The organism is Dickeya sp. Secpp 1600 (assembly GCF_003049805.1).
GTDB lineage: Bacteria > Pseudomonadota > Gammaproteobacteria > Enterobacterales > Enterobacteriaceae > Dickeya > Dickeya fangzhongdai.
In genome coordinates this window covers 3125325-3150240 of the sequence record NZ_CP023484.1, presented here as the reverse complement: position 1 = coordinate 3150240, position 24916 = coordinate 3125325, and the positions used below count along the sequence as shown (strand labels likewise).

General features: G+C 51.9%; 16 protein-coding genes. 9 read left to right on the top strand and 7 right to left on the bottom strand.

Going from position 1 to position 24916, the window contains the following annotated elements:
* Positions 1-16 precede the first annotated feature (16 nt).
* The 6 genes from CPA59_RS13870 (at position 17) to CPA59_RS13845 (ending at position 7176) form a co-directional block, all read left to right on the top strand.
* Complete coding sequence (locus CPA59_RS13870) at positions 17-1033, top strand: lipoate--protein ligase A (protein WP_049855088.1); 1017 nt, start codon at positions 17-19, stop codon at positions 1031-1033.
* 350 nt (positions 1034-1383) lie between these two features.
* Complete coding sequence (locus CPA59_RS13865) at positions 1384-2118, top strand: EAL domain-containing protein (protein ID WP_049855089.1); 735 nt, start codon at positions 1384-1386, stop codon at positions 2116-2118.
* Between the two features lie 154 nt (positions 2119-2272).
* The gene (locus CPA59_RS13860; protein ID WP_107759741.1) at positions 2273-3724 is read left to right on the top strand and encodes a protein adenylyltransferase SelO; all 1452 of its coding nucleotides are present in this window, start codon (positions 2273-2275) and stop codon (positions 3722-3724) included.
* 308 nt (positions 3725-4032) lie between these two features.
* Complete coding sequence (ldtD, locus tag CPA59_RS13855) at positions 4033-5721, top strand: L,D-transpeptidase (RefSeq protein ID WP_107759739.1); 1689 nt, start codon at positions 4033-4035, stop codon at positions 5719-5721.
* 202 nt (positions 5722-5923) lie between these two features.
* Complete coding sequence (locus tag CPA59_RS13850) at positions 5924-6472, top strand: YcbK family protein (RefSeq protein ID WP_049855092.1); 549 nt, start codon at positions 5924-5926, stop codon at positions 6470-6472.
* Positions 6473-6537: 65 nt separating this feature from the next.
* Positions 6538-7176, top strand: a complete 639-nt coding sequence (locus tag CPA59_RS13845; RefSeq protein ID WP_038919484.1) for an MBL fold metallo-hydrolase — start codon at positions 6538-6540, stop codon at positions 7174-7176.
* A gap of 87 nt (positions 7177-7263) precedes the next feature.
* Here CPA59_RS13845 and CPA59_RS13840 read toward each other — a convergent pair whose 3' ends face one another.
* The 5 genes from CPA59_RS13840 to pncB form a co-directional block, all read right to left on the bottom strand.
* On the bottom strand, positions 7264-8454 hold the full coding sequence (locus CPA59_RS13840; RefSeq protein ID WP_038919482.1) for an amino acid aminotransferase: 1191 nt from the start codon (positions 8452-8454) through the stop codon (positions 7264-7266).
* 218 nt (positions 8455-8672) lie between these two features.
* Positions 8673-9785 (bottom strand): porin, encoded by a 1113-nt coding sequence (locus CPA59_RS13835; RefSeq protein WP_100849747.1) that lies wholly within the window; start codon positions 9783-9785, stop codon positions 8673-8675.
* Positions 9786-10313: 528 nt separating this feature from the next.
* The gene (locus CPA59_RS13830; protein ID WP_049855095.1) at positions 10314-11417 is read right to left on the bottom strand and encodes a porin; all 1104 of its coding nucleotides are present in this window, start codon (positions 11415-11417) and stop codon (positions 10314-10316) included.
* Positions 11418-11714: 297 nt separating this feature from the next.
* Positions 11715-13115: an asparagine--tRNA ligase gene (gene asnS, locus CPA59_RS13825; protein ID WP_038919478.1), complete on the bottom strand. Its 1401-nt coding sequence runs from the start codon at positions 13113-13115 to the stop codon at positions 11715-11717.
* A gap of 178 nt (positions 13116-13293) precedes the next feature.
* Entirely contained in the window at positions 13294-14499 is a 1206-nt protein-coding gene (pncB, locus tag CPA59_RS13820; RefSeq protein WP_107759738.1) for a nicotinate phosphoribosyltransferase, read from the bottom strand.
* A gap of 610 nt (positions 14500-15109) precedes the next feature.
* Here pncB and pepN point away from each other — a divergent pair.
* The 3 genes from pepN to CPA59_RS13805 all read left to right on the top strand — a co-directional run bounded on the left by pepN (position 15110) and on the right by CPA59_RS13805 (position 23256).
* The gene (gene pepN, locus CPA59_RS13815) at positions 15110-17725 is read left to right on the top strand and encodes an aminopeptidase N (protein WP_107759736.1); all 2616 of its coding nucleotides are present in this window, start codon (positions 15110-15112) and stop codon (positions 17723-17725) included.
* A gap of 230 nt (positions 17726-17955) precedes the next feature.
* Positions 17956-20793, top strand: a complete 2838-nt coding sequence (locus CPA59_RS13810) for a P-loop NTPase fold protein (RefSeq protein ID WP_107759734.1) — start codon at positions 17956-17958, stop codon at positions 20791-20793.
* A 9-nt stretch (positions 20794-20802) separates the two neighbouring features.
* Positions 20803-23256, top strand: coding sequence for a hypothetical protein (locus CPA59_RS13805; protein ID WP_107759732.1), 2454 nt, complete (start codon positions 20803-20805; stop codon positions 23254-23256).
* A gap of 53 nt (positions 23257-23309) precedes the next feature.
* Here CPA59_RS13805 and ssuB read toward each other — a convergent pair whose 3' ends face one another.
* Positions 23310-24128: an aliphatic sulfonates ABC transporter ATP-binding protein gene (gene ssuB, locus CPA59_RS13800; RefSeq protein ID WP_107759730.1), complete on the bottom strand. Its 819-nt coding sequence runs from the start codon at positions 24126-24128 to the stop codon at positions 23310-23312.
* A complete protein-coding gene (gene ssuC / locus CPA59_RS13795) occupies positions 24125-24916 on the bottom strand; it encodes an aliphatic sulfonate ABC transporter permease SsuC (RefSeq protein WP_107759728.1) in 792 nt (263 codons plus the stop codon). Before ssuC ends, ssuB begins: the two co-directional genes overlap by 4 nt.

Sequence of the window (24916 nt, the reverse complement as noted above, 5' to 3'; positions counted from 1 at the left end):
TATTCGGAGTTTCGCCATGCCTGCACTGCGTTTGCTGATTTCCGACTCTGTCGATCCCTGGTTCAATCTGGCGGTGGAGGAGTGCATTTTCCGGCAGATGCCGACCACGCAGCGGGTACTGTTTTTATGGCGCAATGCGGAAACCGTGGTGATCGGTCGGGCGCAGAACCCGTGGAAAGAATGTAATACCCGGCGCATGGAGCAGGATGGCATCAAACTGGCGCGGCGCAGTAGTGGCGGCGGGGCGGTATTCCACGATCTCGGCAATACCTGTTTTACCTTCATGGCGGGCAAACCCGGCTATGACAAGAGCGTTTCCACCGGCATTATCCTGCGGGCGCTGGCAATGTGCGGGGTGACGGCGCAGGCATCAGGGCGCAACGACCTGGTGGTTGAAACTGCGGATGGCGTGAGAAAGATTTCCGGTTCCGCCTATCGGGAAAGCGCCGATCGCGGTTTTCATCATGGGACGTTATTGCTGGCGGCCAACCTTTCCCGTCTGGCCGATTACCTCAATCCGGATGTTAAGAAATTGCAAGCCAAAGGCATTGCATCGGTACGTTCGCGGGTGGCTAATCTGGCGGAGTTGTTGCCGGGGATTAGCCATGAGACGATTTGCGATGCCGTTACGCAGGCATTTTTCGAACATTATCAAACCCGGTGCCAACCGGAGATTATCTCACCTGACGTTTTACCGGATCTGCCGGGGTTCGCTGAATTGTTCGCGCGCCAGAGCAGTTGGGCGTGGAATTTTGGTCAGGCGCCGGAATTTACCCATATGCTGGATACCCGTTTTGACTGGGGTGGCGTGGAACTGCATTTCGACGTGGAGCGTGGCGTCATCAGCCGTTGTCAGCTCTTTACCGATAGCCTCAATCCCACTCCGCTGGAAGCGCTGGCGGAGCGGCTGGAAGGGGTGTCATACCGTCCGGATGCGCTGGTGGCTGTTGGCGAGCGGCTGGCGGAGGATTTTCCCCAACAGCATAACGAAATAAACGCATTGATTGTCTGGTTATCGGAAAGTATTCGTTAATAATTTGAAATGGGTATTAGGGCTTTGTCTGAAAAATGAAAAACGGATTGTTTTTCGATACCACCGAATTATAGATTAGTGTCGGTTCCGGTAGTAACCAAATGGGTATTCGCGTGAAGAAAAGGATTGAGATTATTTATCATATCTTCTTACGGGTATTTAGGCGTACGATTGTTGAATCGGAATAATAGCTGCTGAATCAGCATAATATTATGCGCCCCGTTTGAGTATTATAGTTAATAATCTTTAATGTTTCTGGAGTGGTAGCAGCGAATAGGATTCAGGTCAGGCATGCATTGTCTGGCTGCCCGTTACGGCGGGTTTAACCTTTTTAATCTGGCTATAACACTATGCGTATCCAGCTTGAAGTTGACTATGTCAGTCAGTATCTTTTCTCTCCGATTTATCATCTGGATTCACGGTTGCTGGCGCTAGAGATGATCGGACGTTTTCAGAGCACGGCTGGAAGTCTGTCTATGCCACAGGATATCTTACTGGGCATGCTGAACCACCGGCAGAAGCGAACCTTGCTGAGAGAGCAACTGGCAATCCTGAAGGATAAATCAGCCTGGTTTATCAATAACCGGGTGACTGTTCTGCTGAAGATCGATCATACATTAACGAATTTTCTGATTAACGATGAATTGCTGGGCCAGGAGTTTCGCGCGCTGCCTTTTTTGCAGCTTGAAATTAATGAGAGTTTTCCTGATATATCCCGTGGGCGGGATAATTCCCAACTGACTAAATTAAGCCAGTCTTTCCATTTATGGCTGGATAATTTCGGTTCCGGGAAAATGAATCTGAAGCCATTTTATGATGGTATGGTTGCCAGTGTGAAAATGGACGCCGCGTTTATCAATAAATTATTAACCCGACCCGCGTCTGTTTCTATTATTAATCCGATGTTGCAGGTGATGAAAAAACATTGCCCTTCGCTGAAAGTCGTGGCGAAAGGGATTGATAATATAGCCAGTTTTGAAAAAATATGTGAGCTTGACGTCAACGCTGTCCAGGGACAATTATGGCCGAGCTTGCCGCCGGAAGCGTTGGATAATGCGCTGATGCCGGTTGCCTGTTACGGTTAGCCAATGCGGGCGTCCGGCTGCGGCTGGCGCCTGCTGCCTGTAGGCCATACGCTATCTATATTATTTGTTAATGTTTCCATACGGCTAATATCCCTGTATTTATTCCGTGTTAATTCTCCTGCCGCGGTTCTACACTGACGGAAAAGGGGGAATTATGTCGCATCACCTTCTGTTTAATAACCATTATCACCAGCAACTACCGGGGTTTTACACCGAGCTGACGCCCACGCCATTGCAGGGTGCGCGTTTGCTATATCATAACGCCACGCTTGCTCAGGAACTGGGGTTATCGGACGACTGGTTTGACGGCGACAACCGCCGAATCTGGACCGGAGAACAGCTGTTGCCGGGCATGGCGCCGCTGGCTCAGGTGTACAGCGGTCATCAGTTCGGGGGCTGGGCCGGGCAGTTGGGTGATGGACGCGGCATCCTGCTCGGACAACAGCAACTGGCGGATGGACGTACACAAGACTGGCATCTTAAAGGCGCGGGATTGACCCCCTATTCACGCATGGGCGACGGCCGGGCGGTATTGCGCTCGGTGGTGCGCGAATTTCTGGCGTCGGAAGCGCTACACCATCTCGGCATTCCCACTACGCGTGCGCTGACTATCGTCAGCAGCGACCATCCGGTACAGCGTGAGCAGGAAGAGCGGGGGGCGATGCTATTGCGAGTGGCGGATAGCCATGTCCGTTTCGGTCACTTCGAACATTTCTATTACCGCCGCGAACCGGAAAAGGTGCGTCAGCTGGCGGAGTATGTCATCGCATGCCATTGGCCGCAGTGGCAGCAGGAAACCGATCGCTATTACCTGTGGTTCAGCGATGTTGTGGAACGCACTGCGCGATTGATTGCTCACTGGCAGGCCGTTGGCTTTGCCCACGGTGTGATGAATACCGACAATATGTCCATTCTTGGCCTCACCATCGACTACGGCCCGTACGGTTTTATGGACGATTATCAGCCCGGCTACATCTGTAACCATTCGGACCATCAGGGGCGTTACGCATTCGATAATCAGCCGGCGGTGGCGTTGTGGAACCTGCACCGCCTGGCGCAGTCGCTATCGGGGTTGATGTCCAGCGATATCCTGCAACGGGCGTTGGATCGCTATGAACCCGCGTTGATGCAACGTTTCGGCGAACTGATGCGCGCCAAACTCGGTTTTGATACGCCGCAGGCGCAGGATAACGAGTTGCTGGTGGGGCTGTTGAAGCTGATGCAGCGCGAGCAGGCGGACTATACCCACATTTTTCGACTATTGTCGGAAACAGAACGGCACAGCAGCTACTCACCGTTACAGGACGTGTTTATCGATCGCCCGGTATTTGACGATTGGTTCAGCGCGTACCGTCAGCGGCTGACGCTGGAAAGCGTTGACGACGCTGAGCGCCAGCGTCGGATGAAGCAGACCAATCCGCGTTATGTGTTACGCAATTATTTGGCTCAGCAGGCGATAGCACAGGCGGAGCGGGAGGATATCGGCTTACTCGGGCGTTTGCACCGGGCGTTGCGTCAACCCTATGCGGAGCAGCCGGACATGGCCGATCTGGCCGCGTTGCCGCCGACATGGGGCAAGCATCTGGAGATTTCCTGTTCCAGCTAAAATACGTGGCCTCGGTAGGCGAGTCTGATGGGGAACGATAAGATAACTGACTGTATGATGGTCAGAATTAGGGGAGTAACTGGCTTATTATTTCCCATGCCACGCCGTAAAATCAGTATAAACTAGGGAGTACCCCGCCATTATTCGTGACGCGGTTTGCCCGTCAGGGCGAACTATTCCGAGCGCCACGGCGGTTTGTTGCAACGGATATATCGGTTGCGAAAAATAATTGGCTAACAGAAACAGGCCGGTTGCGAAAAACGCAGTGTGATAAAAGCAGTGTCATTTTATGTACAGGGGATAAATGGATGTTGTTAGTCAAACGAAATACACAAAGACTGCTTCTGGGGGTAGCCAGCTCGATTTGGCTGGGTAGTCTGTTGACTTCGTTTTCTGCTCAGGCGGCTTCGCCGATTGCACCGGGCAGTGCAGTGTCATCGGCCGCGTCAAAAAGTCATACCTCTGTTACCGCTGGTTTGCCCGCCGGTATTTCACCTCATTATCTTGGCGAATTGACCGCGCTTTATACGCGCCAGCACATGCAACCGATGTGGAGCGACAGCCACGTCGTCAAAGCGTTTCAGCAGCAACTGGCGGAAGTCGCGCTTTCCGGTATTCAACCGCAATTCACTACCTGGGTCACCTGGCTGACCGACCCGAAATTAAACGGTTTTGCCCGTGATGTGGTGCTGTCGGACGCCATGCTCGGGTACATGCAGTTTGTTGCCGGGGTGGAGAAAAACGGCAACAGCTGGTTGTACAGCAGCGTTCCCTATAAGTTGGCTATGCCATCGGCGGAGATGATTGAGCAGTGGCAGCGGGCGGTTGCATCGGGCAACGGGCTGGCGTTTATTGCGTCGCTGGCGCCTCGTCATTCCCAGTATGCAAAAATGCACGACGCGTTGAAAAACATGCTGACGGACAACCGTCCCTGGCCGAAACTTATACTGGCGGACTCATTGCGTCCCGGCGATGAAAGCAACGCGTTACCGGTTTTAAAAGAGATTCTGCTGCGAACCGGCATGTTGAATCAGGATGGTGCCGCGATGCCGCTGTTTAATGAGGCGTCGCCAGGTGATACATCGCCGCTGCGTTATGACGGGGCGGTTGTGGATGCGGTGAAACGCTTCCAGCACTCGCAAGGGCTGCAGGATGACGGCGTGATTGGTAAACGAACCCGCGACTGGCTCAATGTCTCTTCGCAGATGCGCGCTACGTTGCTGGCGTTGAATATCCAGCGCCTGCGGCTGGTGCCGGACAAGGTCAGCAGCGGCATCGTGGTCAATATTCCCAACTACTCGCTCAGTTACTATCAGAATGGCGCGGAGATTTTGTCGTCAAAGGTGATTGTCGGTCAGCCTAAACGCAAGACGCCGCTGATGAACAGTTCGTTGAGCAATGTGGTGATGAATCCGCCGTGGAACGTGCCTACCACGCTTACCCGTCAGGACATCATTCCTAAGGTGATTCAGGACCCGGGGTATCTGCAGCGCCACGGTTATACCGTACTGTCAGACTGGACCGAAAGCGCTCAGCCGATTGATCCTTCGATGATCGATTGGCCGATGGTTTCGGCCAGCAACTTCCCGTACCGCCTGCGTCAGGCGCCGGGGGACAGCAATTCGCTGGGGCGTTATAAGTTCAATATGCCGAATACGGACGCCATCTACCTGCATGATACGCCTAACCATAATTTGTTTCAGAGAGATATCCGGGCGCTGAGTTCGGGATGTGTGCGTGTTAACAAGGCATCGGAATTGGCGGCACTATTATTGCAGGATGCCGGCTGGAACAATGCCCGTATTTCGTCAACCCTTGAGCAGGGCAACACCACTTATGTGGCGGTGCGCCAAAGAGTACCGGTGAATTTTTACTACCTGACTGCCTGGGTGGCTGATGATGGCAAACCGCAGTTCCGCACAGATATTTACAATTATGATGATACGGTGAAAACCGGCGCGCTGGCTTTGTCTAAGGTTGGATTATTATTACAGTAAGTATCCGTAATGCGGGCAATTCTCGGGTTGCGTCCACGGGCGTTGTCAGGCGAAAAGCGGTGGGACCTCGCGCCAGAGTTGGCGTAAAGCCGGTTGACGCTCCTGCCGCAGGCAGTTAAGGTGCGAAGCGGTGCATTTTTTACGTACCGCTTCACCTGTTGTTCTTCTCTTCGCTTTTTTTAGCCCAGGGTACTCAAGCTTTATGGAACACATTGATAATCATCGACGCAAATGGCTGGCGCTCGGCGGCGCGGCGTTAGGGATAGCACTGCTACCGGGTCAATCGCTGGCTTCGTTATCTACGGCTCGTCCGCGCATTCTTACGCTGAACAATATCAATACCGGTGAGCGCCTCAAAGTCGAATTCTTCGATGGTCGTCGTTATAACAAAGAAGAGTTATCCCGGTTAAACCATTTCTTCCGCGATTATCGGGCGAACAAGGTCAAAACCATCGACCCGGCGCTGTTTGATCAGCTATACCGCCTGCAAGTCATGTTGGGTTCTGCCAAGCCGGTACAGCTGATCTCGGGTTATCGTTCTTACAGCACCAATGAGGATTTACGGTCGCACAGTAAGGGCGTGGCAAAACAGAGCTATCACACCCAGGGAAAAGCCATGGACTTCCATATCGAAGGGGTCCAACTGGCTAATATTCGAAAAGCCGCGTTGAAAATGCGTGCCGGCGGCGTTGGCTATTACCCGCAGAGCAATTTTGTGCACATTGATACCGGCGCGGTTCGCACCTGGTAACATGAATCACTGAGTAGGCGAAGTCGGCATTCCCTTGAACAAGGATTGAAGTAAAACGGAGCGGTATGAAGTACCAGATTATTCCTGTCACAGCTTTTAGCCAGAATTGCACGCTGTTATGGTGTGAAAAAACGTTGCAGGCTGCCATTGTTGATCCCGGCGGCGAAGCAGACAAAATCAAGCAGGTTGTGGCGCAGACCGGCGTGACGGTGACGCAGATTCTGTTGACGCATGGTCATCTGGACCATGTGGGCGCCGCCGCGGCGCTGGCTGAACATTTTCAGGTGCCGATCGTTGGCCCGCAACAGGCAGACGCCTTCTGGCTCGACGGGCTACCCGCCCAGAGTCGGATGTTTGGTTTGAATGATTGTCCGCCGCTGGTACCGACCCGCTGGCTGGAGGAAGGTGATACCGTCGCCATTGGCGAATCGGTATTATCGGTTCTGCACTGCCCGGGGCACACGCCGGGTCATGTGGTATTCATCGATGAACAGGCGCGTTTTGCACAGGTTGGCGATGTGATTTTTCGTGGCGGAGTAGGGCGTAGTGATTTCCCGCAAGGGAACCATCAGGCGCTGGTGGATTCCATCCGCAACAAGTTGTTCCCGTTGGGCGATGATATCGCTTTCATTCCGGGTCACGGACCCATGTCCACATTTGGTGAAGAGCGTCGTACTAACCCGTTTGTGCGCGATACTGACTGATTCCCATTGTATTGGGCAATAAAAAGGCCAGCATATTTGCTGGCCTTTTTGTCTGCATGCGCCCTTTAAAAAGGGCGGCAAGTATCATTACAGCACTGCAACGATGGCTTCGCACAGCGGCGCCATATTTTCCGGTGTCATGCCCGCCACGTTGATTCGGCCGGAGTTCACCGCGTAAATCCCAAATTCGTTGCGCAGACGCAGCACCTGATCCTTGCTCAGCCCGCTGAAAGAGAACATGCCATTCTGATTGATGATAAAGGAGAAATCCTGATTGGCGCCTTTTTCCTGCAGCGTACTGACGAACAGGTGACGCATGCGCTGAATACGTTCACGCATTGCCGTCAGTTCCTGTTCCCAGATGTTACGCAGCGACTCGTTGGAGAGCACCGTCGCCACAACCGCCGCACCGTGTGACGGTGGGTTGGAATAGTTGGCGCGGATCGCCGCCTTGACCTGGCTGAATGCGGTGTCGACAGTAGCGGTATCTGCCGCCACGATAGTGCAGGCGCCGACACGCTCGTTGTACAAGCCAAAGTTCTTGGAGTAAGAACTGGCGACGATTAATTCTTTGTGTTTGGCGGCAAAAATGCGCAACCCTTCGGCGTCTTCATCCAGACCACGGGCAAAGCCCTGATAGGCGAAGTCAAACAGCGGCAGCCAGCCTTTTTCCAGCGCCAGGTCGGCCAACTGCGCCCACTGCGCTTGTGTTGGGTCGATGCCGGTGGGGTTATGACAACAGCCATGGAACAGCACAACATCGCCGGCCTGAGCCGCATTGAGGCTGGTCAGCATACCGTCGAAATCCAGCGCGTGGTTAACCGCATCGTAGTAAGTGTAATCACAGACTTCGAGGCCGACGGCAGTGAAAATATTTTTGTGGTTCGGCCAGCTCGGGTTACTGACCCAGATACGCTTGGCGCTGGTCTGGTTGGCAATGAAGTCTGCGGCGACACGCAGGCCACCGGTGCCGCCCGGCGTTTGTGCGGTGCGTGCTCGTTTATTCGCAATGATCTCGCTCTGCTTACTGAACAACAGTTCCTGAGTGCAACGGGCAAATTCCGGTATGCCATCGATACTCAGGTAGTTTTTGGTGGTTTCTGTTTCCAGCAACAGCTGTTCCGCTTTTTTAACACTGGTGAGTACCGGCGTCTTACCTGTTTCGTCTTTATAGACACCAATCCCCAGATTGATTTTATGAGGACGCTCGTCAGCGCGAAACAGGTCGGCCAGCCCAAGAATCGGGTCGGCAGGTGCGGCAGAGATTTTTTCAAACATTGCGAAGTAATCCATGACAGAGAGTAAACAGAAATAGCAGGTTAACGCCAGCGCCCGGCTTTGCCAACCGTTTGCATCAAAAGAAACGGAAATAATGGCGGGAGGGAATGTGGTGGTATAAATACCCAGTAGAGAAGAAGCAGACGAGATACCGCAGAAATAATAAAGCCAGGAACATGTCCTGGCTTTGCCTCTTTACGTTGAAAACGTAAAAGGGATTAGAACTGGTAGGTCAGGCCGGTGAAGACGCTGTTGCCGGTTCTTACGCTGTACGGGTTGTTATCGTTGTCGATCAGGTTGATCGCGTATTCAACAGAGGCGGACAGATTCTTGTTGAAAGAATAAGTCGAACCCACGCTGACATACTTGAGGACATAACCGCTGGTACCTGCACCTGCGCCGGTTTCGTCATCTGCTTTAGCAGAGACGTAAGCCAGAGACGGTTTCAGACCGAAATCGAAGGTATACTGTGCAACAGCTTCAAAGACTTTGGTTTTATCAGCGAATGCAATATTGGCTGCGTTAACGAAAGTCAGGTTGCGGTACTGACCGTAGGTTGCGGCAACGTATACATTGTTCGCATCATATTTCAGACCGGTAGCCCAGGCTTCAGCTTTCTTGCCTTCACCCTGTGCCAGCTGCGCATCAGTGCGGTCCACGGCTTCATAAGAAGCGATGATACCTACGCCAAACGGAGCGGTGTAAGAAGAAGAAACACCCCAGCCGTCGCCATTCTGGCGTTTCAGAGCACGTTGCGGGTTGGAAGAAGAAACAGAGCCATCACCAGTGCGTTCATTTTTGGCCTGATACTGCAGACCAAAGTTCCAGCCATCAACCAGGCCGAAGAAGTTCTTGTTGCGATAGGTCAATACGCCAGAGTTACGGCCAGTAATGGTATCGGTGTAGCTGTTATCACCGCCCCATTCCGGCAGTACGTCGGTATAAGAAATACCGTCATAGGCGATGCCTTTGTTACGGCCGTAATCCAGAGAGCCAAATTGGGCAAACTTCAGACCGGCATAGGCATAGCGGGTTTTGCCTTTGCTGCCGTTGGTGTCTTCACCTTCGCTGCCATTGAATTCATATTCGAAACGACCGTAACCAGTCAGGTCGCTATTGATTTTGGTTTCGCCAGTGAAACCTAAACGGGCGTAGGTTTTGTCACCGTCGCCAAACAGCGTTTTGCTCTGATCACCGAAAATGTAACCTGCATGCAGTTTACCGTTCAGATCCAGTTTGTTGCCGTCTTTGTTGTAGATTTCAGCGGCGTTTGCTGCACCAGCAGCCAACAGCGCCGGGATAGCCACTGCCAGAATATTACGTTTCATCATTATGAATACCCTCATTGGTCATATCATCTCGGTTACAGGCAAAAATTCGTCACTAATGGAACTTTCAACCAGTACCGATGTCTTTTGTACCCGGAGGCAGTGTTTCATCCACTATAAGGTTTATCCACCTCACAAATGATACCAAATAGCACTTTGTGAAACAGAAAGAAACTCAATGTTTCAATATGTAAATTTAACTGTGTTTTTGAGTTTTTATCAGACCAATCGGATAGAAAAAAATGTAAACATTAATTTTTATTAAGATTTAAAGGTGATGTGGATGATTCTAAAATGAACATAATTAGCGATGTCATTCTTTTATTTTCATAAAATTGCAATGAAAGTCACATTTTATCGCAATGTATGTTGTGGAGAATGAAAGCGGCAAAAATGAGTTATGCATTAGCAATGTATAACTATTTTTAATTATTGTGACGCATGTAGCATAATTAAAAACGCTGGTTGCCGAAGCAAACCAGCGCTTTCTTGCATGATATTGGCCGATTAATTTTCTCGGCACTTCCCAATTTAGAACTGGTAAATCACGCCCGTTGCAACAGTGTTAGCAGTGCCAACGCCATATGGGTTGCTGTCATTGTTAATCAGATTGATTTTATACTCTGCAAACGCAGAGAAGTTTTTGTTAAATGCGTAAGTGGCTGCAACGCTGACATATTTAGTGATGTAAGCGCTGGTTTTCTGAGCTGAGGTATCATCGTCAGCTTTAGCAGAAACGTAAGCCAGAGACGGGGTCAGGCCAAAGTCAAAGTTGTACTGGGCGACAGCTTCGAAGATTTTGGTTTTATCAGCGAAAGTGTTAGGGCCTACAGCACTGAGGTTATGGTACTGACCGTAAGTTGCAGCAACGTATACATTGTTCGCATCATATTTCAGACCAGTTGCCCAAGCTTCAGCTTTTTCGCCGACACCGGTAGCTTTCTGAGCGTCTGTCAGGTCAACAGCTTCGTAAGAGGCGATAACACCAACACCAATCGGGGCGGTGTAAGATGAAGAAACACCCCAACCGTCGCCATTCTGACGGGAGATTTTACGCAGCGGGTTAGACGAAGAAACTGAACCGTCGCCAGTACGTTCGTTTTTGCTCTGATACTGCAGACCGAAGTCCCAGCCATCTACCAAACCAAAGAAGTTTTTGTTGCGGTAAGTAGCAACACCGCTTGAACGACCTGTGATGCTATCAGTTGCGCTCTGGTCGCCACCAAACTCCGGCAGAACATCGGTATAAGAAATACCGTCATAAGCGATACCCAGGTTACGACCGTAATCCAGAGAACCGAAATCAGCGAATTTCAGACCGGCATAAGCATAACGAGTTTTGCCTTTGCTGCCGTTGGTGTCTTCACCTTCTTTGCCATTAAACTGATATTCAAAACGCCCATAACCAGTTAAATCGCTGTTGATTTTGGTTTCGCCTTTGAAACCCAGACGGGCATAAGTCTGATCGCCGCTGCCATCTGCAGTGGTATTAGCATCAGAGAAATAGTGTTTTGCTGCAACACGGCCATTCAGATCCAGCTTGTTACCGTCTTTGTTGTAAATTTCAGCCGCGTTAGCTGCACCGGCAGCCAGCAGAGCAGGAATTACCACTGCAAGAACATTGCGCTTCATCATTATTAATTACCCTCATTGGTGTTATTCAGACTTCTGCATCACAATTAAAAACCTTAACGGAACTTTATTGCGAGCACAGTTGTCTTCCTGTGTCTTCACGCAGTTTTCCATTCACGCCCTCGTTTATCTACCGTTTAAATGATACTAATTTCGTAAAAACGTAATAATTAGAAAAAATATATTTCAAAATGTAAAAATAAGGGAACTTTATGACACATTCATTAAGCAAAAAAAGAAGGGCACCCATAAGGTGCCCTTCTTAGTGCAGATATCTGTTTTTCTTATGTTATTTTTTGCTTAGAAGGTGGCGCTGCGCGGTGTGCGCGGGAACGGAATAACATCGCGCACATTTTGTACACCGGTTACATAAGCAATCAAACGTTCAAAACCGAGACCGAAACCAGAATGGGGGATGGTGCCGTAACGACGCAGATCGCGGTACCACCAGTAGTCTTCTTTACTGAGTCCCATTTCCTCCAGACGGGCATCCAGTTGTTCCAGACGCTCTTCACGCTGGGAACCGCCGATAATTTCGCCGATGCCCGGCGCCAGTACGTCCATTGCCGCCACGGTTTTGCCGTCGCTGTTCATGCGCATATAAAATGCTTTGATATCTTTCGGGTAGTTTTTGACGACGACAGGCGCCTGGAAGTGTTTTTCTGCCAGATAGCGTTCGTGCTCGGAAGACAGGTCGATGCCCCAGGAAACCGGGTTTTCAAATGTCTGCCCACAGTTTTCCAGGATAGTGATGGCATCGGTGTAATCCACCTGGGCGAAGTCAGAGCTGACAAAACGCTCCAGCCGGCTGATGGCGTCTTTATCCACGCGTTCAGCAAAGAATTTCATGTCATCGGCACGTTCTTCCAGTACGGCCTTGAACACGAACTTCAACAGGTTTTCCGCCAGCGCGGCGACGTCGTCCAGCGTCGCAAACGCCACTTCCGGCTCGATCATCCAGAATTCCGCCAGGTGGCGGCTGGTGTTGGAGTTTTCAGCACGGAAGGTCGGCCCGAAGGTGTAGATTTTAGACAGGGCGCAGGCATAGGTTTCGCCGTTAAGCTGGCCGGATACGGTCAGGAATGCTTCTTTACCGAAGAAATCTTCGCTGAAATCCACTTTTCCCTGATCGTTGCGCGGCAGGTTTTCCAGATCCAGTGTGGATACCCGGAACATTTCGCCGGCGCCTTCGGTATCGGAGGCGGTAATGATCGGGGTGGAAACCCAGTAGAAACCGCTCTGATGGAAGAAGCGGTGGATAGCCTGCGCCAGCGTGTGACGCACACGGGCGACGGCGCCGACCAGGTTGGTGCGTGGACGCAAATGCGCGACTTCACGCAGGTATTCGATGCTGTGGCGTTTGGCCGCCATCGGATAGGTATCGGGATCTTCCACCCAGCCGACTACCTTGATTTCGGTCGCCTGCAGCTCAAAACTTTGGCCTTCGCCGGGAGATTCCACCACCTTGCCGGTGACTTCCACCGAACAACCGGTAGTCAAACGCAGAACATCGCTCTGGTAATTGGCAAGATTATTATTGACGACGGCCTGTAGCGAATCAAAGCAGGAACCGTCATAGACGGCAATAAAGGAAATACCGGCTTTAGAGTCTCTCCGGGTACGTACCCAGCCGCGCACGGTGACGTCACTGTCAACGGCGACACGGCCTTGCAGTACGTCGACTACAGGCACTACGCTCATAACATTCTCTCTATTGGTGAAATTTAATGGGTAACTGTCACTGCCCAGCAACGGGCGTTTCGTTATGTTACTTGTCGTTAGGCAGGACACAAGCAGAAATCACCGGAACGCGCCAAGTTTTACGCGATTCCGGTGCTGCCGGCTTAAAGAGTAGTCAGTCGTACAGGAGGCACGATGCTCAGGAGGCTTTTTTCACTCGCGGCAGATCAAACGCCTTGCGCAGCGCGCTGACGAACGCCTGATCCTGGCAAATGGTTTTTCCCGGGCTGTCTGACAGCTTGGCTACCGGTTTGCCGTTGCACTCCACCAGTTTGATGACGATATTCAACGGTTTGACGCCGGGGATATCGCAGGTCAGGCGGGTGCCGATACCGAAGACCACGTTGATGCGTTGCCCGAAGTGACGGTAAAGGTGCAGCGCTTTTTCCAGATTGAGGTTATCGGAAAACACCAGCGTTTTGCTCATCGGATCGATATCCAGCGCGTGATAATGGGCGATGGCTTTTTCACCCCATTCGATCGGGTCGCCGGAGTCATGCCGTAATCCCTGATAGCGCCGGGCGAATTGCCGGTCGAAGTCGCGCAGGAAAGCGTCCATGGTGATGCAGTCGGTCAGCGCGATACCAAGCTGCTCCGGATATTCCTGCAGCCAGGCGTCCAGCGCGGCCCGTTGACTGTTGGCCAGCGTCGGGCTGATCTGCTGATGGGCCTGGAACCATTCGTGCGCCTGGGTACCGACCGGCGTCAGTTGCAGGCGTCGCGCCAGATCGTAGTTGCTGGTGCCGATCAGATAAGGGAACTCCGCCTTGAGAGTCCGCACGATCTGGTGCTGAACCTCACGAGAGAAACGGCGGCGGGTGCCGAAATCCATCAGTCTGAAACGGCTGAGGTCGGTATCGGCGCTGTGCTGGCGAAAACGCGCCAGCGTGTCGTGCAACTGGCTGAGCGCGGCGGCGACGTGCTCGCCGGGCGTGCGGGCGCGGTGCACCACTTCACTGATGACCGCCAGCAGCGGCACTTCCCACAGAATCACTTCACGCCACGGCCCGGTGATACGAATATCCAGCTTGCCCTGATGATTGCTGACGCGGATTTGCGCCGGATTAAAGCGGAAGGTTTTCAGCCAGTCGAGATAATCGGTTTTGAAAAACGGCAGGGAAGCGAGGTAGGCGTACTCATCGTCATGCAGCGACAGTTGGCTCATGGCCTCTACCTGCGCCCGGATCTCATCGGCATAGCACCCTAACAACTCATCGCCGCGGCAGCGAAATTCAGCGGCCACATGCACATTATGATAGTGATGGTAGACCGCTTGCTGCATATGCAGTTTATAGGCGTCGGTATCCAGCAATGAGGTCAGTATCGGGGCAGTGTGTAAAGTCATAATGCGTTACCGCATCCTCGTTTAATACAATTTACAAGCTAATGCAAGTGACTGTCTTGGTCATCGACAGCGAGAGCCAACTGTCTGTTCAATTGGGCTTATCACATCATATTGGGCGGATGAAGGCGAGATTCAATCGTGCGATTGTGACAAAAAAGTATCTGTTTTTACCGCCTATTTAACATGAGTGGTTGAATTATAATGTTTTTTATACTAAACAAAATTACCGGGAAAATCGGCTTGCCGCCACGACAGCATATGAAAAGCAGGAAAGTTTGCATTCCGACAGTCACTCCCCTTTAATAGACGTAACAGCCTGTTGAATAACGGAACTGCGTACAAAGTAGACGGGATCAGGCGCGTAAGCAGGCGATAATGCGGTTTCCCGCTTACCGGCGGATAAATGCCGGCGCAGGGAGGCTGTTTACCCCTGTTTACTGTGTGAATACATAAAAGACGGCGATTATTGCCCGACTGCGCGGGTTCTTCGTAGCCGGTAGCATTCGGTGTGTTAACCGCGTTTTTGTTCTTCTATATATAAGGAAGAACGAATGCGCAGCCAGGGCATCCTGCGCCGTCATCATTACTGCTGTCATTAAGGTAATCAGTCATGAGTCAACAACCACAAGTCAAATACCGGCACGATTACCGCGCGCCGGACTATACCATTACCGACATCGCGCTGGATTTTGACCTGCACCCGGAACAGACCCGGGTGGTAGCCGTCAGTCAGGTAGTGCTGCAAGGAGAGCAGGGCGCAGCGCTGAAACTGGATGGTGAAGGACTGAAATTACTGAGCGTGCAGGTCGATGGTCAGGACTGGCAGGCTCACCGTTTGCTGGAAGGCGGCCTGGAACTGACCGGGTTGCCGGAGAAATTCACGCTGCGGATTGAAACGGAAATCAGCCCGGCGACCAACAGCGCGCTGGAAGGGTTGTATCAGTCAGGCGAAGCGCTGTGCACCCAATGCGAAGCGGAAGGATTCCGTCACATCACCTATTATCTGGACCGCCCGGACGTATTGGCGCGTTTCACCACCCGTATTACCGCCGATAAGGCGCGCTATCCGTACCTGCTCTCCAACGGTAACCGTGTGGCGCAGGGTGAACTGGGCGAAGGCCGCCACTGGGTGGAATGGCAAGATCCGTTCCCGAAACCCTGCTACCTGTTTGCGCTGGTGGCCGGCGATTTTGATGTGCTGCGCGACAGTTTCATCACCCGTTCCGGTCGAGAAGTGGCGCTGGAGCTGTTCGTGGATCGCGGCAATCTCGACCGCGCCGACTGGGCGATGACCTCGCTGAAGAACGCCATGAAGTGGGATGAAATCCGCTTTGGCCTGGAATACGACCTCGACATTTATATGATCGTGGCGGTGGATTTCTTCAACATGGGGGCGATGGAGAACAAGGGGCTGAACATTTTCAACTCCAAGTTTGTGCTGGCAAAGGCTGAAACCGCCACCGACAAGGATTACCTCGGTATCGAAGCGGTGATCGCCCACGAATATTTCCACAACTGGACCGGTAACCGCGTGACCTGCCGCGACTGGTTCCAACTGAGCCTGAAAGAAGGGCTGACGGTGTTCCGCGACCAGGAATTCAGCTCTGACATCGGCTCCCGCCCGGCCAATCGTATCGACAACGTGCGCGTCATGCGCGGCGCACAGTTCGCCGAAGATGCCAGCCCGATGTCCCACCCGATTCGTCCGGATCAGGTTATCGAGATGAATAACTTCTATACCCTGACGGTTTACGAAAAAGGGTCGGAAGTGATTCGTATGATGCACACGCTGCTGGGTGAAGAGAAATTCCAGGCGGGAATGCGACTGTATTTTGATCGTCATGACGGCAGCGCCGCCACCTGTGATGACTTTGTGCAGGCGATGGAGGACGCGTCCAGCGTCGATCTGTCCCAGTTCCGCCGCTGGTACAGCCAGTCCGGCACGCCGGTGGTGACGGTACGCGACGATTACGACGCCGCAACCCGTCAGTACCGCCTGCACGTCAGCCAGACGACGCCGGTCGGCGCCGATAAGCAACCCAAGCTGCCGCTGCATATCCCGCTGGATGTGGAATTGTACGATACCGAAGGGCTGGTGATCCCGCTGCGTCAGAAAGGGCAGAAGCTGGGTTCGGTGCTGAACGTGACCGAAGCGGAACAGACGTTCGTGTTTGACGATGTCCCCTGCCAGCCGGTGCCGTCGCTGCTGCGCGAATTCTCCGCGCCGGTAAAACTGAACTACCCCTGGAGCGATGAGCAACTGACGTTCCTGATGCGTCACGCCAGCAATGCGTTTTCCCGCTGGGACGCGGCTCAGAGTCTGCTGGCCAACTACATCCGCCTGAACGTGGCGCGTTATCAGCAGAAACAGCCGCTGTCGCTGCCGATGCACGTGGTGGATGCGTTCCGCGGCGTGCTGCTGGATGACCAACTGGATCCGATGCTGGCGTCTCAGATCCTGTCGCTGCCGAGCGAAAACGAAATGGCCGAACTGTTTGACGTCATCGATCCGGACGCTATTGCCGCGGTGCGTCAGTCGCTGGTGCAAACGCTGGCGCAGGAAATGGCGGATGAACTGCTGGCGGTATATCGCGCCAACAAACTGGCGTCCTACCGCGTTGATCAGCAGGATATGGGCAAACGTGCGCTGCGCAATGTGTGCCTGAGCTATCTGGCGTTTGCCGATCGCTCCCTGGCGGACGCGCTGGCGGCGGCGCAGTTTACCGATGCCGACAACATGACCGATTCGCTGGCGGCGATGGCGGCGGCTGTCGCTGCGCAACTGCCGTGCCGGGATACGCTGCTGGCGGCCTTTGACGAGCGCTGGCATCAGGATGGTCTGGTGATGGACAAATGGTTCGTCCTGCAGGCCAGCAGCCCGGCCAGCGACGTGTTGAACCGGGTGCGTGAATTGCTCAACCACCGTTCCTTCAGCCTGAACAACCCCAACCGTCTGCGTTCGCTGGTCGGCTCGTTCTGTGCGGGCAACCCGTCGGCGTTCCACGCGGTAGACGGCAGCGGCTATCAGTTCCTGACGGAGATGCTCAGCGATCTGAACACTCGCAACCCGCAGGTGGCTTCCCGTCTGATTGAACCGCTGATTCGCCTCAAGCGTTACGACAGCAACCGTCAGGCGCTGATGCGTCAGGCGCTGGAAACGCTGAAAGGGCTGGAAAACCTGTCCGGCGATCTGTTCGAGAAGATCACCAAGGCGCTGGGGGCGTAAGTCTCACATAAACAGCGGATGATTTATCTGTTCGCCGTAATGCTAAAGCCGGGAATAGGAATATCCCGGCTTTATTTTTGATTCCATCACATTTTCTGTTACTCCCTCAGTTATCTCTCTAACTGTGTTTCCTGCTTTATTGACATTTATTTATTCGGATGTAATAACTTCGGCCGTTAAACCGGATTGGTTTTTATTATTTTAATATAATTTAATTTCATGGGGCGGTTATGAGTACGAATAATAGTAGCGAGATTATTATTGATCTCGATAATGTATTTGACTTAAATCGATACGATGAAAACACCATGTTGCAGTATATGGCGAAAGAGCAGTTAGAGCAGTTGCTCACTGGGTTTGTTAAAAACCTGAAAAAGTATGGTGAGGATAGTTCGTGCCGTCAGCGTTGTGATGCTGACAAACGGTTAAATGATATACCCCGAAGCAATAATACCATTTTTATTAATGGCCAGCGCGGCACCGGTAAAACCACCTTCTTACGTGCGATGCTGGATTACTATTCAAATAATGATGAGGGAATTTGTCCGTTAGCATTTATCGACCCGACATTGATTGAAACGCATCAAAATATTCTTGTCGATATTGTGGTTAAATTTAAGCAATTATATGATGAAAGACTGAAATATTGTGCTGATGAAGAAATCAATCGCCACTTGAATACATGCCTTGAAGAAATGGCTGAAGGGCTGAGGATTGCCAGCCATCATAAAACAAACCATGATAAACATGACGATAGCTGGTTCTTGAGTCAGGCGTTGAAAAGTGCCAAAAGCGGGCAATATCTGGAAGAACGTTTTCATCATTTCATCAATGCGGTCGCTAAGGCATTAAATAAAGAATTGTTTATTATCGCTATTGATGATGTTGATACCCATACGCAAAAAGCCTACGACGTACTGGAGACCATCCGCCGCTATTTAAATCATCCCAGGTTGGTCGTGCTGATTTCAGGGGATTTACGGCTGTATAACCATATTGTCAAAAATAAAAAACAGAATGAATTACAGTCGGGTGGTAAAAAAGGAAATGATGATAAAGAAGCTGTGAGTTTGGTGAGTCATTTAACTCAGCAGTATATGACAAAAGTTTTTCCTGCGTATCAGCGAATAGATTTGAGACTATTGCTTCAATTATTCGAACGTGGAAATGTTCGCTTTGCAAAGAGTGGGTTGATATATCAAGGGATTGAAGGTGCAGAGCTGAACGGAGATAACATACCACCTGATCTTTTATCTAATATCATTTCTCTTTCACTAAAAATAAAGAACTCACAGCAAAAATATTATCGGGATTTTATTCTCTCTCAGCCAATACGAACCGTCGTTCAGTTGTTAAAAATGATACCCGTTAATCCAGATGGTAAACTGCTAAAATCGCCTGAACTGTCAGATACAGTAATCTCTGCATTAAGGCGACTTTTTATTAATGAAATCATTGGGAAAGGTGTTGGTGATTCTTTGTTGGGAGAAGGTGGTAAGGATGTTAATAAAATTGCCTGTGAGATATTTAGCTTATGTCATCGGCACGGCGACTTGGAAACCGGGTTTTATTTGCGTCCCGATAGTGACGATGAAGCCTATAATGCCGTCAAAATGTATTTGGCAATGCTGGTGAGCCGGTTATTAGAAAAAAATACATTATCAAACGCGCTGACCTTTATGTTAACCAGTGCGATGCCCGCCAATCTCTATATGCATTATCTGGCTGAAAAAGAGAATGTGGGAAACAATCTGCCACGAGCATATATTGAGTATCTTGGCTTAACCCGTGGTGAAAGCGTCACCGGCGTGGCAGCACATTGTAACCCAATTATTTTTCATGGGAATGATAAAAAATTAAAACAGATTCATGGTGGGGTGATAAATGTTGGCAGAAGGAGAAGTGAGAAATTTGTTGAAACCCGTTTTAAACGCATAACGGGATGGCAAAGAAAGGATGTTATAAGCTCGCTGGATTGGCTTTCCAGAAATTTAGGAGGAATTGATAATTATGTTGATGTAGTCGCGGCAGTGACTATTCTCGCATCATCCAGCAGTGTTCAGGAAGGGGCAGAAAAAAGAGATTATATTTCTATCTTTAGCTTACTGGCAGTGATGGCTCGATTGCTGGATAAAAATAGTAATTATTCAGTTGAGCGTTTTATTTCAGTGCTGACGTTCGGTTACCCAGCATTTTTAGATAGAAGAAAGGAGACGGATGATGAAGAAGGCGATGCTGATAGCAGTGATGATGATACACAGGATTCAGAAAATAAGTTTATAAGAACTCTGAACGAAAAAATCACTTTGTGGAAAGGCATGAGCGAATTGACCTGCTCCTCATTGCTGATGGGGAAAATATGGGAAAGAGTGCAATATACGTTGCTGTCTGCTTCCAAGGATTCTGCCAGCAGTAAATTCTCATATCCAGGTGGAGGTGAAAAAGAAGATATTCTACTCGGCCATCTTTTCTCATTTTTTGTCTTTGGGGTGATAAATGCTTTTCTGATAGAAGAGGTTTACTATAGTTCAAATACACCCGATGAACTTGTTGAGAGGTTTTATTCTGCTAAAAATACGGCCACTTCACCCAGAGAGCTAGTCAATAATATAAATCGCGTTGTTGGTTTCATTAACAGTGGTGCGAATGGTGTTAAGCCGTTTCTTGATTTACTTCCTGTAACCAGTGCAATTATTCGATGTCCGCTTGTTCTACCTTTTTTATTACCAGACACGAATTCATCATCTTTTTGTAAAGAAGATAAAGAAAAAATTTCTTTGCTAAAGATCAATGAGGAAGAGAAAGCAGATAGAGAAAAACTCTATCAGGCAATTTTATCTACTGGGTTATTGGAATGCTTATATTCTATTGAAGAAAATAACGCTGTGTCAGAGCAAGGGACTTCAGCATCTGCAACAGCTCAGAAAAACAGTACATCTTCGGGAGAAAAATATTTATATATTTCCCGGTTGCCTGTTTCCGGATGTTTTATAACCCCAAAAAAGAAGGAGTCATCAGCACCTGCAAGAAGAACGTCAACGGCAAACTCACAATCAGGTAGCAAATAAGGCCCCAACATGTTTATCAACCAATATCTCCTGTCCGAGCCTCGGTTGTATGAGCTTTTGCTAACGCAACTGCCGTTGTTGCTATCGGGTGAGTGCTCGATATTGCCGGAAAAAGACATTGAAGCAGTCACCTATAACAGTTGGTATCAGCGCCAGTTTATGCACACTGACCCGATGTTTGAGCGCCATTGGGATCATCTATTAGCGCGTCAGCGTGAAACCAAAGGCTGGTGCCGGGCGCTACTCGGGCAGGCGGCACGCTATCATCTGGAAGACGATTCGCGTCGGCTGGCGGTACGCCAGTCGCGCTTTGGCGAGTGGCAAAACTGGGTAGCGAATCAATCCGGTTTCCCGGTTATCGCTTATCAACTGGAACAGATGTGGTGCGGTAAGGTGTACCCACAGTCGTTTGAATTGCTGGCGCGGCTGAAGCAGACTTTGGGTTACCGGCCGATTGTGTCGCCCTGGCATCCACGGGTGGAAGATTATCTGCGGCGCGAAGGGCTACATGAAGCGCATATGCACCTTAACGGCACCACCTTTGTGGAACTGATGTGGCATCACAGCCTGCTGAATCCCGATGAGCTTATCAATGAAATGGAGAACTGCCGTAAAGATGACCCTACCCGGTTGCGGCGCTTTTATGCTGTAGCCAGTTCGCTGGATGCTCCGGTTAAAGTCAGCCGTATGCTGCATATCGCCCGTTATTGCCGCGAATGGCTATTGCGCTGGGCCGAGGGTCGGTATCACCCGGAATGTGAGGGTAAACCAGCACGGCAATGCTTTGCGGAGGTGCTGCGCTGTAACGATATTGTCGCTCCCGATTCGGGCTTTTTTGCCTGGGAGCAGGCGGCGTATGCCCAGGAGCAACAGTATCAGGGCCTGTGCGAGCTGCATTTTCATATTCGGGTGTTACATGCGCTACGCCAGCATCCGTCGGTGACGGAAGATGCCTGTTATTGGCTGTATGTATTGTGCATGAACCTGTTTCAACGCTTGCTGGTGCAGCGCACCGATCAGATAGGTTTTGATCAGTTCCAAAAGTTTACTGAATTGGGCCCGCGCGAGCCGATAGAAAAAGACTATGCCGCGCGCTTTTATCAGTTACATGGCGAGCAGGCATCGGGCACATCGGTAATGGCGACCGTTGAAGGACGCTTCGCTCCGAAGAGCAACATCGAGGAGAATGTCGCGTTAATAACACGCATTTTAGATGGGTTCTGGCGCTATCGGCATCCTTCAGTTTCATTGTTTGAGCAACCACAAGAGTTAAATGCGTTGGCGCGAGATTGCCATAGCGTTACGCGCCCGACGTTACGGCTGGTGGTGCATTTCATCAAACGTCGTTGGGATTATCGTGATGGCTCCTCCCATTTCAGCGTACTACGTGAAGATGTGTTGACGCGTGCTCACTCATTATTTCAGGTGTTGGACGAGTTTCCGGCGTTGCGATCGCTGCTTACCGGGTTTGATGCCGCAGCCAATGAGCGTGAGGCTCCACCTGACGTGTTTGCGGTGCTTTTTCGTCAGGCCCGCCGTCAGGGCATTGCCCATTTTACCTACCACGCCGGGGAGGATTTTGAGCACCTGATCAGCGGCATTCGCGCTGTCTACGACAGCCTGACGTTGCTGGAGTTATCGAATGGCGATCGTATCGGTCATGCCACGGCGATTGGCATCATGCCGACGTTTTGGCGCATGAAAATGACGGACACGCTGTTTATTAAGCAAGGTGAATGGCTCGAAGATCTGCTATTTGTGCGCAAATTGCTGCTGGAACAGCGTGAGGGAGGCGATTTATCGCTGGTACGACTGGATAGCGAAATTGCGATGCTGGCGTACCGGATTTTTGAACGGCATCCTTCAGCCGTCGTGTTACAGCACTTTTTTGACGGGCGCGGGCTTGACCCCATACAGGTGCGAAATTATCTGCAAGACCACTCTGACCGGCCGATAGGCTGGGTGGGTGAAGAGTTTGACCGGGTAGTCGAGTTTGCAAATCGCCACGGCCAAGAGGCGCTATCATTGCTAAAACAACGTTGGTTTGATGCAGAAGCGATCAAACGGTATGAAGTTTCTGCCGAGTTCGACACAGCCTTTCTGCCCGATGCCATCCTGTTGGCGGCACAGCAGTACGTGCAAAAGCGGATTCGTGAAAAGCAAGTGGTGATTGAAACGCTGCCCACCAGTAATGTCAGGATCAGTTATTACGATGATATTACCCAGCACCATGTGTTTCGCTGGATGCATATTCCTGGGCGTTATGTTGCAGGCGATCACCGCATGTCGGTGGCATTAGGGTCTGACGATCAAGGCATTTTTGTCACCGACATGAAAGGGGAGTTTTATCATCTGTTTACTGTGCTGATGAACGAATTTCACTACAGCGAGCAGGAAGCGCTGGCGCAGGTGGCGGCACTCAATGAAAACGGGCGTATTTATCGTTTTGACTATCCGCTCTGAGGGTAAGGTGCGGATATGACAAATACCGCACCTATTTTTATCAACGACATCCTTCACCAGCCGACGCGTTGAGGCTCGGCCAGCCCAACACGGGCGGAAGCATCAGCCGTAGGCATCAAAATCCGCTCCAGCACCTGCGCTTCCAGTTCCGCCAGCCGGGCGGAGCCGCGGCGGCGCGGTCGCGGCAGGTCAATCGCCACATCCAGCCCGACCCGGCCTTCTTCGATCAGGATCACCCGGTCGGCCAGCGCGACGGCTTCGCTGACGTCGTGGGTCACCAGCAGTACGGTAAATCCCTGTTGCAGCCATAGGGATTCGATCAACCCCTGCATTTCGATACGCGTCAGCGCGTCCAGCGCGCCAAGCGGTTCATCCAGCAATAATAGACCGGGGCGATGGATCAGCGCGCGCGCCAGCGCCACCCGTTGTTTTTGCCCGCCGGACAGCGCGGCCGGCCAGTCGGCGGCCCGTGATGACAGCCCGACCGCGTCCAGCGCCTGATGCGCAGCCGTGCGCCATTCGCCGCGCAATCCCAGTCCGACGTTGTCGAGCACCCGCTTCCAGGGCAACAACCGTGCTTCCTGAAACATCAGCCGGATATCGTCGCGCGCCTGATGCAGCGGGGCGCGGCCGGCCAGCAATTCCCCGCCGCTGGCGTGCTCCAGACCAGCCAGCAGGCGCAGCAGGGTGCTCTTACCGCAGCCGCTGCGGCCGACTACGGCGACGAACTGACCGGCCGGAATGTGCAGGTGTACGTCATGCAGAATAGTGCGCTGACCATAGCGCTTGGTGACGCCGTTGATCAGCAACGGGGTGCCGGCGTTAAGACGGGCCGGTGCGGCGGTATTGAGCGCAGTGGTGTCGAGAGTCATGCGTGTTCCTCCGTTAATTGCCAACTGGGGTGCCAACGCAGCCAGATGCGTTCCAGCGTCAGGGCGATGACGTCAGCCAGCTTGCCCAGCAGGGCGTACAGAATGATCGCCACCACCACCACATCGGTTTGCAGAAATTCGCGGGCGTTCATCGCCAGATAGCCGATGCCGGAACTGGCGGAGATGGTTTCCGCTACGATCAGCGTCAGCCACATCAAGCCGAGCGAGAAACGCACGCCGACCATGATCGAGGGCAGCGCGCCGGGCAGCAGCACCTCGCGGAACAGCCGGAAGCCGGACAGGCCGTAACTGCGCGACATTTCCAGCAGGCCGCTGTCGATATTACGGATACCGTGATAGGTATTGAGGTAGACAGGGAACAGGGTGCCGAGCGCCACCAGAAAGATCTTGGCGCTCTCTTCAATGCCGAACCACAGAATCACCAGTGGGATCAATGCCAGATGCGGCACGTTGCGCAGCATCTGCACCGAGGTGTCCAGCAGGCGCTCGCCGGTGCGGGACAGCCCGGTAATAAAGCCAAGCGCCAGCCCCAGCGCACCGCCGATGGCAAACCCGGTCAGCGCACGCCAGGTACTGATACTGAGGTGCTGCCACAGTTCACCGCTGCGGGTCAGCCGCCAGAAGGTCACGGCAATCGCTTCCGGCGAAGGCAGGATCCGGGTGGAGAGCCAGCCGACGCTGGACGCGAGCTGCCAGACCGCCACCAGCAGCAGCGGCAGCAGCCAGGGCGTCAGGCGTTCGGTAATAAGCGTCAGTGTCTTGCGCAT

What these genes read in the sequence shown, in the direction of transcription:
- CPA59_RS13860 (WP_107759741.1), top strand. Translation starts at nt 2,273, where the DNA reads ATGTCGCATCACCTTCTGTTTAATAACCATTATCACCAGCAACTACCG.
- CPA59_RS13845 (WP_038919484.1), top strand. Translation starts at nt 6,538, where the DNA reads ATGAAGTACCAGATTATTCCTGTCACAGCTTTTAGCCAGAATTGCACG.
- ldtD (WP_107759739.1), top strand. Translation starts at nt 4,033, where the DNA reads ATGTTGTTAGTCAAACGAAATACACAAAGACTGCTTCTGGGGGTAGCC.
- asnS (WP_038919478.1), bottom strand. Translation starts at nt 13,115, where the DNA reads ATGAGCGTAGTGCCTGTAGTCGACGTACTGCAAGGCCGTGTCGCCGTT.
- ssuB (WP_107759730.1), bottom strand. Translation starts at nt 24,128, where the DNA reads ATGACTCTCGACACCACTGCGCTCAATACCGCCGCACCGGCCCGTCTT.
- CPA59_RS13850 (WP_049855092.1), top strand. Translation starts at nt 5,924, where the DNA reads ATGGAACACATTGATAATCATCGACGCAAATGGCTGGCGCTCGGCGGC.
- CPA59_RS13840 (WP_038919482.1), bottom strand. Translation starts at nt 8,454, where the DNA reads ATGTTTGAAAAAATCTCTGCCGCACCTGCCGACCCGATTCTTGGGCTG.
- CPA59_RS13835 (WP_100849747.1), bottom strand. Translation starts at nt 9,785, where the DNA reads ATGATGAAACGTAATATTCTGGCAGTGGCTATCCCGGCGCTGTTGGCT.
- pepN (WP_107759736.1), top strand. Translation starts at nt 15,110, where the DNA reads ATGAGTCAACAACCACAAGTCAAATACCGGCACGATTACCGCGCGCCG.
- CPA59_RS13810 (WP_107759734.1), top strand. Translation starts at nt 17,956, where the DNA reads ATGAGTACGAATAATAGTAGCGAGATTATTATTGATCTCGATAATGTA.
- ssuC (WP_107759728.1), bottom strand. Translation starts at nt 24,916, where the DNA reads ATGCGCAAGACACTGACGCTTATTACCGAACGCCTGACGCCCTGGCTG.
- CPA59_RS13870 (WP_049855088.1), top strand. Translation starts at nt 17, where the DNA reads ATGCCTGCACTGCGTTTGCTGATTTCCGACTCTGTCGATCCCTGGTTC.
- pncB (WP_107759738.1), bottom strand. Translation starts at nt 14,499, where the DNA reads ATGACTTTACACACTGCCCCGATACTGACCTCATTGCTGGATACCGAC.
- CPA59_RS13805 (WP_107759732.1), top strand. Translation starts at nt 20,803, where the DNA reads ATGTTTATCAACCAATATCTCCTGTCCGAGCCTCGGTTGTATGAGCTT.
- CPA59_RS13865 (WP_049855089.1), top strand. Translation starts at nt 1,384, where the DNA reads ATGCGTATCCAGCTTGAAGTTGACTATGTCAGTCAGTATCTTTTCTCT.
- CPA59_RS13830 (WP_049855095.1), bottom strand. Translation starts at nt 11,417, where the DNA reads ATGATGAAGCGCAATGTTCTTGCAGTGGTAATTCCTGCTCTGCTGGCT.